The sequence below is a fragment of the Brucella pituitosa genome, from assembly GCF_003049685.1.
Taxonomy (GTDB): domain Bacteria; phylum Pseudomonadota; class Alphaproteobacteria; order Rhizobiales; family Rhizobiaceae; genus Brucella; species Brucella pituitosa.
Genome location: NZ_PYSY02000003.1, coordinates 515,716 through 532,875, shown reverse-complemented (window position 1 = coordinate 532,875; position 17,160 = coordinate 515,716). Strand labels below are relative to the sequence as shown.

The following is a 17,160-nucleotide window of genomic DNA, read 5'->3' as shown; positions in this document are numbered from 1 at the left end:
ACCGAAGCAAAATCACGAAAAGCAGAATGCCTTTTCGGATAAGATTATGCGACCAAATACAGAAATGGCTATCCAGAAAAAAGCCGCGGATGCCGAAGTCCGTCGCTCGCTGTTCTCCTCACCGATGATCCGCCAATATGGCGGTATTGTCATTTCGCTAGCCGTGCTCTGCATAGTCTTTGCTGTGTTGAATCCGCGCTTCCTCGCCTTCAACAATTTCATGAATATCATGCAGCAGGTAGCGGTGATCGCGGTTGCAGCTTACGGCATGACCTATGTGATCCTGCTGGGTGAAATTGATCTTTCCATCGGTTCTATTATCGCTGTTTCCGGCATGGTGGCAGCGCAAGCCTTTGCCATGGGCTTCGGTTTTGCACCCACAGTCATATTCACGCTCGCAGCCGGTGCAATCATGGGCGGCCTGAATGGTGTCCTGTCAGCCAAGCTGATGTTGCCGTCTTTCATCGTAACCGTTGCGACTATGGGCATCTATCGTGGCATGGTCAGCCTGCCAACCAATGGCGCGCCGGAGATCATCGAGAATGATACATGGCTTGCCATCGGATCTGAAAGCTGGCTTGGCCTGCCGATTATCATCTGGATCGTCGGCGTGCTCTTCATCGTCAATTATGTCCTGCTATCCAAGACGGTATTCGGCCGTCGCATTTATCTGGCTGGCGGCAATAAGGAAGCCGCCATCTATTCCGGTATCCGCGTTGATCGCATCAAGATTATTGTTTTCATGCTCTCGGGCGTCATGGCGGCCATTAGCGGCATTCTTCTGTCTTCACGCCTTTCTTCTGCACAGACCAATGCCGGTATGGGCTACGAACTCGATGCGATTGCAGCTGTTGTTCTTGGTGGCACGTCGCTTGCAGGCGGAGTTGGCACTATGGTGGGCACCATTCTCGGCGCGCTCATTATCGGCGTCATCAACAACGGCATGAACATGCTGTCCGTGCCCTATTTCTATCAGCTCATCGTCAAAGGTGTCGTCATTCTTGTCGCCGTCTGGCTCGATGTCCGCTCCAAGTCCGTCAGAACATAAGTAACGGTACACATAATGAAAAAGATCATCACCATCGGCGAAATCGTCGTTGAGATCATGGCCATGGATACGGGTAACGGCTTCAAGACTGCCATTCCGCTGATCGGGCCTTTCGCATCCGGCGCACCTGCAATCTTTATCGATCAGGCCGCAAAAATGGGCCAGCCTTGCGGTATGGTCAGCGCTGTTGGCAATGATGATTTCGGTACTCTCAATATTGAGCGACTGCAAAAAGACGGTGTTGATGTGTCCGCCATCGGCATACATCCGACCGCAGCCACCGGCAGCGCCTTCGTGCGTTACCGCCCGGATGGCAATCGTGATTTCATCTTCAATATCAAGCACAGCGCTTGCGGTGCTATTGAACTAACGCCGGAAGCAGAGGCGTTGATCGAAACTGCTGATCATCTTCACATCATGGGTTCCGCGCTGTTTTCGGACGGCATCGTTACGGCGATCCATGAAGCGACAGTCCGCATCAAGGCCAAAGGCGGCACCGTTTCTTTTGATCCGAATATCCGAAAAGAAATGCTGGACCTGCCCGGCATGCGCGAAGCACTTGCCCATGCGCTCGAAAATACCGATCTGTTCATGCCAAGCGGTCCGGAAATTTTCCTCTTCACCAAAGCGACAGAGGAAAAGGCCGCAATAGAAGAATTGCTGGAGCGCGGTATCAAAGCAATCGTCGTCAAGCGCGGAGCTGAGGGTGCAAGCTATTTCGACCACTCCGGCGAAGTGTCTTCCCCCGCATTCAAAGTCGAAGAAATTGATCCGACTGGTGCAGGCGACAGCTTCGGAGCGGCCTTCGTCACATGCTGGTTGCGTGATATGAAACCTGCGCAGGCGCTACACATTGCAAATGCAACGGGTGCGCGGGCGGTCGGCGTAAAAGGTCCGATGGAAGGCACATCCACTATGGCTGAAATTGAATCTTTCATTGCAAATAACGGAGTTTCGTCATGAGCAGCACCCAGACCCTGAGCACCCTTCCCGCCCGTTTTTCGAGCGGTGCACGCGGAGGCATCACCTCGATCTGCTCGGCGCATCCTCTGGTCATCGAAGCAGCACTCCTTGAAGGCATTGCTACCAATACCGACGTTCTGATTGAAGCCACCTGCAATCAGGTCAATCAGGATGGCGGCTATACCGGCATGACACCGGCTGATTTCCGACGCTTTGTTGAGGACATTGCTGCCCGTCTTCGTTTTGATACCAAGCGCCTCATTCTGGGTGGCGATCACCTTGGTCCAAATCCATGGAAGCATCTGACCGCTGAAGAAGCCTTGATAAAGTCCGAAATCATGATGGACGGCTTTGTGCGTGCAGGCTTCACCAAAATCCATCTTGACACCTCGATGGGCTGCGCCGGTGAACCAGTTGCCCTGCCCGATGCAATTACCGCAGAACGTGCCGCACGTCTTGCCAGGGTCGCAGAAAAAGCGGCCGCTGAATCCGGTTTTGATCTGCCTGTCTATATTGTGGGCACTGAAGTTCCGATCCCCGGCGGCGCGATGGAAGAAATCGAAGAACTGGAACTGACCACACCGCAAGCAGCCCTTGAAACCGTTGCCATTCACCGCAAGGCTTTTGCAGCGCTTGGACTGGAAGATGCATTTGCGCGCGCCATTGGCGTTGTCGTGCAGCCGGGCGTGGAATTTGGCAATGAGAATGTCGTCTATTATGATAGCGACAAGGCAACAGCGCTGAGCAGTACGCTCAATGAAATGCCGCAATTTGTCTTTGAAGCCCATTCAACCGACTATCAGCCGGTGGAAGCGCTGTCGGCTCTGGTTCACGACGGCTTTGCCATTCTGAAAGTCGGACCGGGGCTGACTTTCGCACTGCGTGAAGCGCTTTATGGTCTCGATCAGATTGCGGCTTTTCTCGATAAGCTTCCGGAAGAAGAGACAGTTCGCGGCAAGCTTGAAAAGCTGCTTCTCAGCGAGCCTAAGAACTGGGAGAAATATTATCATGGCGATGCAGAAGAGCTACGTCTTGAGCGCCATTTCTCCTATAGCGACCGCATCCGCTATTATTGGCCGCACCCAGAAGCAACCGCTGCTGTAAATTCGCTGTTGGAGCGTCTTGAAGGCCGCAAGATCCCCGAAACGCTAATCAGCCAGTATCTCGGCACGCTTTATCCAGCGGTCGCATCGGGCAAGGTTGAAGCAACTCCACATGCGCTGATGGTCGAAGCCGTCCGCAATGTCATTCGCACCTATGGAAAAGCTGTCGGTACGCATTGACAGTTCACACTGGTCAAGGAAAGGGCGGCCAAAAGGCCGCCCTTTTTTATTTATGCATTCAGAGATGCTATATCGATAACGAACCGATAGCGCACATCGCTTTTGAGAACGCGCTCATAAGCTTCGTTGATGTCCTGGATATTGATCATCTCGATTTCCGAGACAATGTTGTGTTCGCCACAGAAATCCAGCATTTCCTGTGTTTCCTTAATCGAGCCGATCATCGAGCCTGCAAGGCTTTTGCGGCCAGGAATAAGTGAGAATGCATGCACCGGCACCATATCTTCCGGCGCACCAACGACGACCATTGTGCCATTTACTTTGAGCAAACCAAGATAGGCGTTCCAGTCAATCGCTACACCCACCGTGCAAATGATCAGATCAAATGTTCCGGCAAGCGTCTCGAATGTTTTGCTGTCACTGGTAGCATAATACTCTTTTGCTCCAAGCTTCAGTCCGTCGTCCTTCTTTGAGAGCGATTGGCTAAGCACGGTGACATGCGCACCCATGGCATTTGCCAGCTTCACGCCCATATGACCAAGACCACCCATACCGATGATCGCGACCTTTTTGCCGGGGCCGGCCTGCCAATGACGCAATGGTGAGTAGAGCGTAATGCCAGCGCAAAGAAGAGGTGCTGAGGCATCAAGCGGCAGATTGTCAGGTATGGATAAAACATATCCTTCCCTGACGACGATCTGATCCGAATAGCCACCTTGTGTTGGTGTCTTTCCGTCCGCATCGACACTGTTATAGGTCTGCACCAGACCAGGCAAATAATGTTCATTGTCGAGATCGCGCGTGGCACAACCGACACAGGAATCGACAAAACAGCCAACGCCAACCTTATCGCCGACCTTGAATTTGGTTACATTGGAACCAACAGCCGTTACGACGCCGACGATCTCATGTCCTGGCACAATCGGATAGACTGCATTTTTCCATTCGTTGCGAACAGTGTGAATATCAGAGTGGCAAACGCCACAATATTGGATTGAAATCACCACATCGTCCGCATTTGGTTCGCGACGTTCAAACGTGAACGGAACCAACGGTTGATCCGCATCAGTAGCGGCGTAACCTCTTGCAATAGCCATAATGAACTCCAATCATTGCAGTAAAATTGGGGAGAGAAGGGACGCTGCAATATGAACCAGTTTCTTAAAAGGAGGTAGACCGATCCTACAAGCTTCTTGCACGATCCTGCAAAAATTGGTGTATCCTCCTGGCAAGCTGATTTGTCAGGCATACATAAGTTGCGGTTCAATCAGTTCCGAAATGAGGTTATATGAGATCACCGGCAGACGCATATAGCGAGCTTGCATCCCTCGCCGCGCGCTTTGTAAAAGAAGACGGTGAAGTACGAACGGCTATCGACGGGCTGTCATTAAGCAGACGTTCGGCGCCAAGTATTCCGTGTCACAGTAGTTATAGACCTTGCCTCGCAATGGTTCTCCAGGGCGCAAAGTCGTTGCAGCTCGGGTCTGCAACAATCAACTATACCACGGGTGAGTATCTGGTGACATCGCTGGACTTGCCCGTCACATGGCGCGTTTCTGAAGCGAGCCCTGAGGCACCACACCTTTGCCTGTCGCTGGCAATTGACAACGAAAAGCTCGTTAATCTCCTTGGGCAGATGGATATTCGGCGCAATTCGAACACGTCCGAGGTAAAAAGGGGCATAGCTGTTAATGCTGCCCCCACTGAGCTGCTCGATGCTACGATCCGGTTATTACGCCTTCTCGATACACCCAGTGAAATTCCTATAATGGCACCTCTTGTGGAACAAGAGATCCTATACCGGTTGCTGACTGGGTCGGATGGAGAGCGGCTTATCAATATAGCCACTGTCGATAGTCAGGCAAACAGGATAGCGCGCGCGATTAACTGGCTACGGCAGAACTTTGCTCTTCCGCTCAGGATAGAACAACTTGCTGAATACGTGAACATGAGTGTTTCATCATTTCACCATCACTTCAAAGCAATCACTGCAATGACGCCAATACAATACCAAAAGCAGCTACGGCTTAATGAAGCGCGGAGATTGATGTTGGTTGAGCGGCTCGATGCGGGTACGGCAGGGCATCGTGTAGGCTATCAGAGCCCTTCCCAATTTAGCCGCGAGTACAGTCGATTTTACGGCAACCCACCGCTTCGTGATATTGAAGCTGCTTAAGCCTGACATCGTGTGGTGGATTTGAAGTTCCCATCACTTGTCTTTCCGTCACGTTGGGGAACTTCAACTCTGTAAACTACGTTATATCCAGAGCCACACTTGATTATCTGCTCATGAGGCATATCCCGAAACCGAATTCTCTGCAAACCCTGAAGCGTCGATCTGATTGAATCAGATCGACGCTCTAACTATTTGCGTTGAGGCATATCTTGAATTAAGCGGCGCGCGCAAAAAGCCAGACGCTCTCGCGTGGGATATCGACCCAGACCGGACCTTGCGGCAAAGCCTTTGGACCAAAGGCTTTGGCTGCAAAATCTCCGGCGCGCAACCGATATTCCCAACGGTCACCGAGATACAAGCAAGCGTCGAGATGCATCTCCTTACGGTGCTGACCAGGGGCATCGTGCACGGCAATCTGCTCAACCCGGATCACGGCCTTATCATCCTTTTCGTCGCTTTTCCCAACGATCACACCATCCAACTGCCAGTTGGGTCCATGGATGCTGGCGGCTTCACCTGTCCGGCGTATCTCACCATTGGCGATATTATTGGCCCCGAGAAAATCGGCCGCGTAAAAGCTTTTCGGCTTGGTGTAGATATCTTGTGGTGTTCCTTCCTGCACGATGGCACCGTTGCGCAACAGCAGGATGTTGTCGGATGCAGCAAGAGCTTCCGATTGATCGTGGGTTACAAGAACACCGCAGATTTCCAGATCAAGGATCAGTTTACGTATCCAGTAACGCGCTTCCTCACGCAGCTTTGCATCGAGATTGGAAAGCGGTTCATCCATGAGAAGCACACGCGGTTCATAGACCAATGCACGACAGATGGCGACGCGCTGCTGCTGTCCACCAGAAAGCTGATCTGGATAACGCTCGGCCAGATGGCCGAGCCCGATCTTTTCCAGCGTTGCCTGCACGCGCTTACCTGCCTCCACCTTGTTGACCCCACGCAGTTTAAGGCCATAGGCGACATTTTCCATAACGGTACGATGAGGCCAGAGCGCGTAAGATTGAAACACGAGGCCAATATTGCGGTTTTCCGGAGCAACAGTCAGGCCTTTGCTGCCATCGAGCATCGGCTTGCCGCCGATACTGATCAGGCCTTGCTCAGGCTGTTCAAGGCCAGCAATGCAGCGCAGCAAAGTCGTTTTGCCGCTGCCCGATGCACCAAGCAACGAGACAATGGAACCACGTTCGGCCGTAAAAGAGGCCCCTTGCAGAATATGCAAGCCACCGAGATATTTGTGAACGTCACGTACAACGAGTTCAGTCATGGATTTTTGCTCCCAGACGAAGGGCGAGACCAAGGCCTGCGCCGGTAAGAACGATACTGACAAAGGCGAGTGCTGCAATCGTGTCCATTGCACCCGACTGGATCATCGAAACCATCAGCGAACCGATAACTTCGGTTCCAGCGCTCATCAGATAAATGCCGGTTGCGTAGTCGCGTAAGAAGACGATCATGATGAGCGCCCATGCGCCGACAAGTCCCGGACGCACGATAGGAATGACGACATCACGCCAGGTCTGACCAATGGTTGCGCCGGTCGTGCGCGCTGCTTCTTCCAGTTCCGGGCTTACCTGAATGAGCGTGCCTTGCAGAAGACGAAGACCATAGGAAAGACCCACAATCAGATAAGCGATGAACAGGCTTATCAATGTGGTTCGCAGTGGCACGAGGAACGGGATGAACAGGAAGAGCCAGAAGAATGCCAGACCGATAATCAAACTTGGCATGGAGCGTGGTAGCAGGACCATATAGTCAAGAACGGTATTGGAAACGTCACGATTGCGATGACCGGCAAGCCCGACGACCAGATAGAATGCGACCGCTACAGCTCCGCCTACAACCGCCAGAATGATCGTATTAAGGACGCCGCGATAAAGGCTCGGCACTTCAAAAAGAGCGTTGAAATGCTTTGTTGTGAGATGAGCAAACGGATTGACGCCCTGCCCCCATGCATCAACGAAAGCGCGCAGTATAATGCCGCCAATTGGCAAGATGACCGACAGGAAGAGCCAGAAACCGATAATGGAAAGCGCGATAATCTGCCCTGCCCGACCAAGGCGCATGACGGTTGTGCGCGAGCCTTTTCCGCCCAGTGCCGCATATCGGCGGCTATGGCGCAACAGGCGACGCTGATACCACACCAAAGGCAAGGTCAGGAGCACCAGCAATACAACCACAACGGCCATCAGCTGATAGGTTGGAACACCGAACAACGTGGTAAGCTTATAGATATAGGTCGTCAGAACATTGATACCGCTTGGATCACCGAGCACCAGAGGTACACCAAACATCTCAAAGCCGATCAGCAAGTTAAGTGCTGTCGCAAAGATCAGCGCAGGCAGGACCATCGGAACCGTAACATCCCAGCAGACACGCCAGATGGGCGCGCCGGTAATACGCGCTGCCTCTTCCAGATCGGAAGGCAGGTTGCGCATGGCGGCCGATACATAAAGATAGACATGCGGAACATGTGCAAGACCGGTAACCAGTACAATGCCGCTCAGAGAGTAGATATTCCATGGTACGAAACCGAAGATGTCGCGTACAAAGATCGACACAAATCCGGACGGCCCGATAGCAACCGTATATCCAAACGCAAGCACCAGTGCTGAAATAAACATCGGAACCAGCACGATAACTTCCAGCGCCTTGCGAAACCGGACATCTGTACGGGTGAGCAGGAAGGAGAGCGCTGCGCCGAGAGGAACCGCGATCAGCACCATGCCCACAGCCATGATGACTGTGTTCCACAATGCATCGTAAAACATCGGATCAACGAGGATGTATTCATAGGCGCTTAGCCCCAATTGCGCATTCGCACTGAAAAACGGGCCATCAAGAAAGCTTTGATAAATGATCAGGCTGATAGGTGTGAGTACACAAAGTGTCAGCAACCCGATCACAAGACGCCTGAACAGGAGCGCTTCGCCCGGTGCGCGAGGGGTCCTCAGACGCGCTTGGGGTGGCACTTCGTGGGTCAGTTTTTGGGTATAGGTATCCGCCGGCATGGATTGTAACCTCCGGGAAACAAGCGATTTACAAGAATGGAACGGCCTGAGGGCAATGTTGCTCCGAGAGCGGGCCAGGCATCACTGTCTTTACGGGGGAAAAGACTTGATGCACTGGCCCCGTCCCGGGAGGAGCCGTTTTAAGCCAACAGGGCTCAGATAGTGATCAACCCTTCAGCGCTGCGCGCCATTCATTGAGGAATTTCAGTCGCTTCATGGGATCCATGAACTGAAGAAGCGTTTCATCAAGCGCGATTGGTTTGAGGTTACCACCAACCAGCTCATTGAGCGTGTCGATGTTATAACCTTCTGTTGCATCCTTACGCAGTGCAGGCATTCCTTTGGAAGCAAGGGCTGTCTGGCCTTCCTGAGAAAGCAGAAAATCGATGAACAGCTTTCCAGCGTTCGGATGCGGCGCATCTTTCAGCACACCCGCAACCCGTGAGAAAGCGGGTGTATAATCCTTGCCGAAGGCAACACCGAGATTTGGCGCACTCTTCACCCAATCCAGAGCGTATGAACCGATCAGATTGTAAGCAAGAACATTCTCACCCGAAACCACGGTTTCACGCATCGAGCCGGTCGAGGAATAAGATTTTCCCTTAGCAGCGCCGAGTGCTTTGGTCAGATCCCAAAGGTTTTTGGTATTATCCAGATCATTGGTCTGAATAAGGAAGCCGACGCCCGACTTCTCCGGATCAAACGTCGCGATACGACCGCTATAATCGCCGCTGGAAATGAAATTGATCAGATCTTCACGCGTTTGCGGAACTTTGTCCTCTGGCAGCGCTGTTTTATTATAGATCATGCCGATGGGCTCGATTGATGTCGCATAAACGATATCTTTATAGACTGCCCAGCTCGGCAATGACGAACTCTCAGCTGATTTATATGTGTCCAGATACCCATCGACTGCGAGCTTCACGCCCTGATCCATTGCCGAGGTCCAGAACACGTCGCCACCCACTTGTTTCGCAGCGGCTTCCGAGATCACACGATTATAAACGCCGTTTGTACCAATATCGTTATAGTCGACGCGGATACCAGGATACTTTTTTGCAAAAGCATCAAGCGCTGCCTGTGCCTGTGCCTGATCAGTCGCCGAATAAATGGTGACTGAACCCTCTTTGCGAGCCGCTTCCACGAGGTCTTCGCCTGCCGCCAGCGCTGGCATGGCTATAGCCAAAGTTGCCGCGCTTGAAATCAGGGCATAAGAAAAAGAATGCTTCACTTCCGTAGTCCTCCCAAAATGATTTCTAAGCTCAAGGAAGGACTCAATGCGCGATCTGGTAAGTTTTATACTTACATCCGAGCACTTTGCATTTCGATTTTACTGGACAAAGCAATAGTATTTCCGCTTCATATGAAGCAGACTAAAGTTTTCAGCAAATCGATATCCTCCCAAGGATATAGGAAAACTCTTCGCTCCCACGAAAAGCTCGCCATAATACATAGATTGATTGCCTAAACTGTCAGCAACCTGTCAAAATCGGACAGGATTTTGTTGCGAGTGATAATTTTTCGTGCAATTTATGAACTATGCGCATCCTATTGGTCGAAGACACACGGGATGTCGGGGAGGCAATCAATCAACGGTTGGAGCGAGTGGGACACTCGGTTGATTGGGAGACAGACGGGTTAGCCGCGGCTGAAATTCTCGACTTTACCGATTATGATCTAATCATTCTTGACGTCATGCTGCCCGGGCTTGGCGGCTTTGAGATATTGCGGCGTATACGGGCCGCGAAAAAAGTCGTTCCAGTTCTGGTTCTAACAGCGCGCTCTGAGATCGAGGATCGGGTAAGCGCTCTCGACCTTGGCGCAGACGACTATCTGGTCAAGCCCTTTGATTTTCGTGAACTGGAAGCGCGCGTGCGTGTTTTGCTGCGGCGCAACAGTGGTGAAACGACCAATATCATTGCTTGCGGCAATTTGCAGCTCGATAGACAAAGCCGCAACGTGCGCATAGGCAATCGCGAGGTTCAGCTGAAACGACGCGAAATTGCTATTCTGGAGGTTTTCGCTACCCGTCCGGGCCGACTGTTCAGCAAAGATGAGCTGATGGATACTCTGTTCGGTTTTGATGAGGGCGTCAATCACAATGCGGTCGAGCTTTACATCTCCAGAATACGCAAGAAAATCGAAGGTTCGGGCGTATCGATTATCACTCAGCGCGGTATTGGCTATCAACTGGTGATCGATGAGAATGCGTGAACCATCGCTCTTTTCGCGCCTTGTCGTTCGCGTCGGAATGGTTCTGCTCATCGGAGCGAGCATCCTGATCACGGCAGCATGGTATTATGGTCAGACCGCCGCCAATAAAACCTATGATCAGCTGTTGCGCGGCGCGGCCCTTCAGATCGCCGACGGCATTACCCAGATTGATGGCAAGCTGATCGTGAACCTGCCGCCTTCTGCTTTTGAACTTCTTGGCTTTGCCGAAAGAGACCGCATTTTCTATCGCATCGTTGGTCCTGATGGGATGGTCGTCAGCGGTTATCCCGATCTCAATATCGACGACGACTTGGTTGCTGCGCGTCGCGATCCGAAACTGGAGACAGAAAAATATCGTGGTGCGGAAGTTCGCATTATTACCGTCGCTCGCGCACTTGCCGATCAGGCGCAAAGTGGATGGATTTATGTTGTTCTGGCCCAGACCACTGAGGCGCGGCGGACGCTTGCCAGCGAGGTGACGCAAGGTGCCGTGCTCATTGTTAGCATCATGATTTTACTTGGGCTTGGCGGGACATTTCTGGCCGTGCGCTATGCACTTAAACCTGTAACAAGCCTCGCCCATGCGCTGCGACTGCGTAATCCGGAAGACTTGACCCCGATGCAGACACCTGCGCCGCAGGAATTGCTGCCATTTGTGGGTGCAATCAATCATTTCATGACACGGCTGGACCAACGTGTTGTGCGGCTTCAGCAATTCATTGCCGATGCCGCACACCAGATACGCACGCCCCTGACTGCTCTTTCCGCTCAAGTTGATATGCTGGACGAAGACCGGATGAGCCAGGCGGACCGGGAACGTACTCAACGTATTAAAACGCGCACGGGCGAACTGGCACAATTGACCAATCAACTACTCAGCCACGCCATGGTCATCCACCGTTCAGGCATCATCAAGCTTGAGAAAGTCAACCTTGTTGAAGTGGCCCGCATGGCGTTCAATCACACAATTCCCCTGACGATAGATCCGGATATGGTCATTTCTTTTGAGGCCGGGCAGCCCAGTTTGATTGTTAACGGTGACGCGGTGAGCTTGCGGGAAGCTATTGCCAACATCATCAGCAATGCGCTGCGCCATGGAGCAATCTCGCGTCTTGATGTGCGCGTCATGCAATTCGAACAGCGTATCTGCGTTGAAGTCGAAGACGACGGTCCCGGCATTCCGCCGGAGAATTGGGATCAGATGTCACGTCGTTTTAATGCCGCTTCCTCTAAAGCTGCTGCCGCGTCAGGCCTTGGTTTCGCCATAGCGGCAGAAGTTGCGCTGGCACATGATGGTTTGATCCGCTTCAGGGAAAAAGGTTCAACAGGCTTTACTGTGATACTCGATTTGCCATGTGCATCGGAGAATGCATCTTGAAAATCTATCTTCTAGCCGCTTTTTTCACAATCATAACAATGGACATGGCACACGCTCAATCCGATGAAGGCACAACGACGCACTTCCCGGCATTGCGCGAAGAGACCGGCCGGCTTGTGATCAATGGGGCTGCGGACACCTCGGCCTTAAAACCATTGGTTCGGGATTTTCAGGAAGTTGAGCCACATATCGCTGTTGAGTACACTGATTTTGTCACCAATGACCTCTACCGTGAGGCTGATATAGCTTGCCGTGAAGGCAAGAATTTCGGCGATCTTCTGATGTCATCTTCTGTGGATCAGATGGTGAAACTGGCCAATGACGGATGTGCTGTACCGCATGTCTCTGCTCAAACGCGGGCAATAGAGAACCACGCCAACAATTGGCGCGACGAGGTCTATGGCTTCACCTTTGAACCATCTGTCATTGTATATCACAGTGATTATGTCTTGCCGCAGGATGTTCCTCATACCCGCGGTGAACTCGCTGATCTGCTGCGGCGTAAACAGGAATACTTCAGAAGACATGTTGCTACCTATGACTTGCGCCAATCCGGGGTTGGCTATCTTCTCGCCTTCCTCGACGCAGAACAAAACTCTACCGCTTATGGACGATTGCTGGAGAGTATGAGCCGTGTCGACACTCAGCTTCGCTGTTGCAACAACTCGATCCTGGCCGATATTGAAGATCAAAAAATATATATAGGATACAATATCATAGGTTCTTACGCCTATGCAGCGAGCCTGCGCAATCCAAAGCTGAAAATCGTACTACCACGCGATTACACTCTTGTTTTGAGCCGTGCTACGCTCATTCCGCAGAAGGCCAGCCAGCCTGAACTCGCAGCGCGTTTTATCGATTATCTTCTGTCTGAGCGCGGACGGCGCGTTGCAAGAGAAAAGGCATTCTTCTTCTCACGAGATGGTGCGCTGCCTGCAGGGGTTGATGGCCCACCATCGCTCGTTGAAAGCGGTGTCGGACGTCCTGTCCGGATTGGACCTGCCCTGCTTGCAACCCAGGATGAAGCCCAACGCAAACGATTTATTGATGATTGGACTGATGTAATGGCTTCAAAAGACAACCGTACAACCAAGTGATCGCCATACAAATTTGAAATGCGTTTGCGCTTTTGTAGGCGAACTGCCCGATTGTGCCGAAGCAACCTGCTTGCTTCATTTCAGATGTGTTCCGGCAGACAAACTCTTCAAAAAATGGCCTTGACCGTATCACTATATGCCCCCCGTTGCAGGTGCTCTGGCAAGCGAAGTAACAATTTGGGCGCAGACCTGATAATTGTTAATCGCGTTGACAGTATTGCCAATACCATTAGGTACGGATGTCCTATCCCATGGAATATTGCAGTTCGGTGAGGGTCGTTGCGACCGTCAGCCTGGGGCCTACTGGGCTCCATTGAATTACGTGACTTTCCGATCTCACAGATTTTCTTTGTTCGGACTGGCAACGAAGGTAATCCCTCCATTAAAAACAGGGGACTACCTAACCTTTTGACAAATTTACTGCTGGAATGAAAGAGAACCCCTAAAATTGGCATCAATTGCACCGGCTTTACTGCGCATTGTCGAGGGTGTCATCCCGAAGCGCTGACGGAAAGCCCGGTTAAAATATGAAAGGTCACCAAATCCCATCTCATAGGCAATCGAACTGATTGCTGTTCGGCCCGAGCTCACAATAAGCATCCGCGATGTATCCAAACGGCGTTCGAGCACGTAGCGGGTAAAAGTCGTCTCTTCCGCTTGAAATAATTTCTGAACTTGTCGGGGCGTGACACCAAAGGTCGAAGCGGCCAAAGCGAGATCAAACGAACTGTTTGTCAAATTACATTCTATAAAAGCTTTGATACGCGAAAGACTTATTCCTGATCGAGCATCATTGCCTTCATTCCTAAAAAAATCGAGCACCATAGGCAGCACTTGCCGGAAATGGGCAACAACAAGTTCGGCTTCTCCCGGAGCATGCCCCCCACGCATCAACAAATACGCGCCATGGGTGATAAGGAGCTTTAGTGGAGGATAGGCCTTCGGGATCGGACGCATGAAAAACTCATCCAGCGATCTGCGTGCAAATGGAAAATATCCTGCTGGCAACCTGCCACAATCAATGCGTCCTCCTTGTGGAAGTTGCCATTCAAACGGCAAACTTGCTGACAGGAAGACAACTTCACCAGCCTCAACATTCAGTGTCCTTCCCGATTGAAGAATACTGAGCCGACCTTCCATGCTTCTAACCATAATAATCTGATCTGACAGATGTTCTCCCTTCGCGCTGAGCACAATTTTGCAGCGGGGGAAAAAATAGGTCATAAGCCGCAGCTCGCCTACCAAACAATAAATGCCTCGAACAGCACCATGTCCTGTTTCTTCGACGGAGAGGCAGACATCACCAATAATCGTGGTGAGCGCCGAAGCACAGAGTTTCAGACTCTTCTCATTCCCCAATTCGGCAATATTGAACTGCTGCGGAACTATCGTTTCGATCTGCTTAGACGGGTTCATGATGCATCCTTGCAACACGGGTAAATGACCTCCGGTCAGTTCGTCCTGGTCCTATCAATTTTCGCATAAAACCAAGCCGAATACGCAGGCCTCCCTATAAGTTGACAATAATGATCTAGTTTAAACAACTTTTATCGTGACAGCCAGTGCTGTCTGCGCCCGATAACGGCGGAACGAAAGCGGAGATATTTATGGACGGTCCTTCTGCTCGATCACCATGTCCTTCGCGTCCGGGGACAACTGCAACTGGCGGATGGAAGATTAGCGTAGCTGACACGCTACCCTTCGGATTTCATTGACTATTCTTACTTGGGGAAGAAGATGAACAGGCAATTTATAGTTCTGCTGCTCTCAGGCTGCGGATTAACGACAACAGCATTTGCACAGGAAGCTGCGGGCAACGAAGCAGGGGTTACGCGGCTGGACCAGATCATCATCACCGCCGGACGCAACGAGAGTTCAATTGCCGCCGTCGCCCAATCCGTTCAGGTGATCGACCGGGAACAAGTCGAAGAGGCGATGCGAATCTCGCCGAATGCCAGCGACTTGATTTCGCGTCTGGTTCCCGGTTTCGCACCAAGCAACCAGACCATATCCGGCGCGTCGGAAACATTTCGCGGTCGCAGCGTTCTAATCATGGTCGACGGTGTACCCCGCAATACGCCGCTGCGCGACCTGTCACGCATCCTGTCGATGGTCGACCTTAATTCTGTTGAACGCATTGAGGTCGTGAACGGAGCTTCGAGCCTCTACGGTGCTGGCGGGACCGGTGGAACGATCAATTTCATCACCAAGCGAGGGACCAGTGACAAGCCGACCATCACGGTGCGCACCGGCCTTTCCGGCTATACGGAAAACCTCGGCGAATCGACAGCGCCGGAAACGAGCATCTCCATTGAGGGACGAAAAGACAAGCTCGACTATTACTTCTCCGGAACCGGCGATTGGACCCGCCGCACCTATGACGGACATGGCAATGAAATGCCATCCGACGCCATGCTTGGGCAAGGTGGCGGCGACAGGATGGTCAACGGCAATTTCTTCGGTGTCGTAGGCTACGAAAGCGGTCCGCGCCGGTTTGAAGTCAGCTTTGACTGGACCTACGCCAAGCAGAAGCCGGAATGGTTCACCAACTACACGACGAACCCGGTTTCACCGAGATTCGGTTCAGCCTATACCGGCGAACCACTTCGCGAGGATTCCAAGTATCTGACTGCAAAATATACCGATCAGGATTTTGCACTCGGCAATCTCGAAGTGAAGGCTTTCTATAACAAGATCTTCAAACAGTCCCCGTTCACCGAACTTTCGGCTGTGAACACTCAGGTCTATTATTCGGGAAATCCCCGACAGCCGACCGCATGGTTCAACCAGTCGAAATATGACTTCGACCGAACAGGCGTGAACATGACCATCACGACACCGATGGATTTCATCACCAATGGCAGCAAGCTGACCTGGGGTGTGGATTACGCTTACGACAAGGTGGCGCAGACACTGCTGAACGACGAAGATGCTATCGCCCCGATGACGCAGAATTCCATCGCAGCTTTTGCGCAGGCCGAAATTCCCGTCACGGAACGGTTCCGTTTGCAGGGCGGCGCGCGTTTCGATCAGTTCTACCTCGATGTGAATGATTTCACGCGGCCTACAGCAGTTGCCTGGCCTGCGCGGTCACTGGCGAATATCTATCCGGCGATCAGCGTTCTTGGTGGTTCGTTTGACTACAACGCATGGACCTTTAACGCTGGAGCCGTGTACGACGTCACGGAAGAGGTGCAGGCCTTCGGTAATTTCTCGCAAGGCTACAGCCTTACGGATATTGGCGCATTTACACGCCGCGCGGGCGTCAATTCACTTGCAGAAATCTGTGATGCCTACGGCTCGATAGCTGCCATCTATGGCTGCCGCGGCACGCCTGACTACACGATCAGCTATGCAGACATCGCGCCAAAGCCTCAACTGGTCAATACTTATGAAGTGGGCCTGCGCGGCGATTGGGGCGATCTTCGCAGCACAGTAAGCAGTTACATTTCCACCTCCAAGGATGGCGTGAACTACGACATCGCGGCAAACCGTGTAAGCCAGCAGAAGGAACGTATCTGGGGCGTGGAGGCACGAGCCGACTACAACATCAATTCGATGTTCACCATCGGCGGTCTGGTTGCCTATCAGGAAGGCAAATACGACGCCAACGGCGATGGCAGCATCGGTTCTGACGAGTACCTTCCTAACAACCGTATTCCGACCACATGGAAGGGGCTCGCCTATACGACGGTGTCATTCGAAGGTGGCTACAAGGTCCGTGGCGAAGTTGAATATTTCTCCGGCCGCGACCGCATCAAGGAACAGGAGATAGAGGACGCCACGCTGGTGAACATGGCCTTCTCAAAAACCTTCGAGAACGGCAGCGAAGCAAGCCTCGCCGTCCGCAACGTCTTCGACACCTATTATATCAACCCCACGGCAACGGCCACGCGTAACGCACCCGTCGCAGGATTGGGACGCAGCGTTTTCCTCTCCTACAAAGTAACGTTCTGAGACGGGGTCGTGCGATGAAGAAGC

General features: G+C 52.2%; 13 protein-coding genes. 8 read left to right on the top strand and 5 right to left on the bottom strand.

Going from position 1 to position 17,160, the window contains the following annotated elements; genetic code table 11:
• Positions 1-124 precede the first annotated feature (124 nt).
• The 3 genes from C9380_RS22780 to C9380_RS22770 are packed head-to-tail and all read left to right on the top strand — an operon-like array spanning position 125 to position 3,294.
• Positions 125-1,048, top strand: coding sequence for an ABC transporter permease (locus tag C9380_RS22780; protein ID WP_100558089.1), 924 nt, complete (start codon positions 125-127; stop codon positions 1,046-1,048).
• Between the two features lie 15 nt (positions 1,049-1,063).
• Positions 1,064-2,011, top strand: a complete 948-nt coding sequence (locus C9380_RS22775; RefSeq protein ID WP_128094778.1) for a tagatose kinase — start codon at positions 1,064-1,066, stop codon at positions 2,009-2,011.
• Entirely contained in the window at positions 2,008-3,294 is a 1,287-nt protein-coding gene (locus C9380_RS22770) for a D-tagatose-bisphosphate aldolase, class II, non-catalytic subunit (protein WP_128094777.1), read from the top strand. The genes C9380_RS22775 and C9380_RS22770 overlap by 4 nt, the downstream gene beginning before the upstream one ends.
• Positions 3,295-3,344: 50 nt before the next feature.
• On the opposite strand, the gene C9380_RS22765 is transcribed toward C9380_RS22770, so the two are convergent.
• Entirely contained in the window at positions 3,345-4,391 is a 1,047-nt protein-coding gene (locus C9380_RS22765; RefSeq protein WP_128094776.1) for an NAD(P)-dependent alcohol dehydrogenase, read from the bottom strand.
• Positions 4,392-4,582: 191 nt separating this feature from the next.
• On the opposite strand from C9380_RS22765, the gene C9380_RS22760 reads away from it, so the two are divergent.
• The gene (locus C9380_RS22760) at positions 4,583-5,470 is read left to right on the top strand and encodes an AraC family transcriptional regulator (protein ID WP_105535074.1); all 888 of its coding nucleotides are present in this window, start codon (positions 4,583-4,585) and stop codon (positions 5,468-5,470) included.
• Between the two features lie 214 nt (positions 5,471-5,684).
• Here C9380_RS22760 and C9380_RS22755 read toward each other — a convergent pair whose 3' ends face one another.
• From C9380_RS22755 to C9380_RS22745, 3 genes are all read right to left on the bottom strand, one after another.
• Positions 5,685-6,746, bottom strand: coding sequence for an ABC transporter ATP-binding protein (locus tag C9380_RS22755; protein ID WP_100557877.1), 1,062 nt, complete (start codon positions 6,744-6,746; stop codon positions 5,685-5,687).
• Entirely contained in the window at positions 6,739-8,490 is a 1,752-nt protein-coding gene (locus C9380_RS22750) for an ABC transporter permease (protein WP_247877627.1), read from the bottom strand. Before C9380_RS22750 ends, C9380_RS22755 begins: the two co-directional genes overlap by 8 nt.
• Before the next feature lie 166 nt (positions 8,491-8,656).
• Positions 8,657-9,721 (bottom strand): ABC transporter substrate-binding protein, encoded by a 1,065-nt coding sequence (locus C9380_RS22745; RefSeq protein WP_128094775.1) that lies wholly within the window; start codon positions 9,719-9,721, stop codon positions 8,657-8,659.
• A 308-nt stretch (positions 9,722-10,029) separates the two neighbouring features.
• Between C9380_RS22745 and C9380_RS22740 the strand changes: the two genes are divergently transcribed.
• The 3 genes from C9380_RS22740 to C9380_RS22730 are packed head-to-tail and all read left to right on the top strand — an operon-like array spanning position 10,030 to position 13,179.
• Entirely contained in the window at positions 10,030-10,704 is a 675-nt protein-coding gene (locus C9380_RS22740; protein WP_100557880.1) for a response regulator transcription factor, read from the top strand.
• Positions 10,697-12,082, top strand: coding sequence for a sensor histidine kinase (locus C9380_RS22735; protein WP_235822433.1), 1,386 nt, complete (start codon positions 10,697-10,699; stop codon positions 12,080-12,082). Before C9380_RS22740 ends, C9380_RS22735 begins: the two co-directional genes overlap by 8 nt.
• On the top strand, positions 12,079-13,179 hold the full coding sequence (locus C9380_RS22730) for an ABC transporter substrate-binding protein (RefSeq protein ID WP_247877625.1): 1,101 nt from the start codon (positions 12,079-12,081) through the stop codon (positions 13,177-13,179). The genes C9380_RS22735 and C9380_RS22730 overlap by 4 nt, the downstream gene beginning before the upstream one ends.
• 417 nt (positions 13,180-13,596) lie before the next feature.
• Here the strand turns inward: C9380_RS22730 and C9380_RS22725 are convergent, their stop codons facing one another.
• Positions 13,597-14,595, bottom strand: a complete 999-nt coding sequence (locus tag C9380_RS22725; protein WP_128094774.1) for a helix-turn-helix transcriptional regulator — start codon at positions 14,593-14,595, stop codon at positions 13,597-13,599.
• A gap of 321 nt (positions 14,596-14,916) precedes the next feature.
• Here C9380_RS22725 and C9380_RS22720 point away from each other — a divergent pair, with 321 nt between their 5' ends.
• Complete coding sequence (locus C9380_RS22720) at positions 14,917-17,136, top strand: TonB-dependent receptor (protein WP_128094773.1); 2,220 nt, start codon at positions 14,917-14,919, stop codon at positions 17,134-17,136.
• Positions 17,137-17,160: the final 24 nt, after the last annotated feature.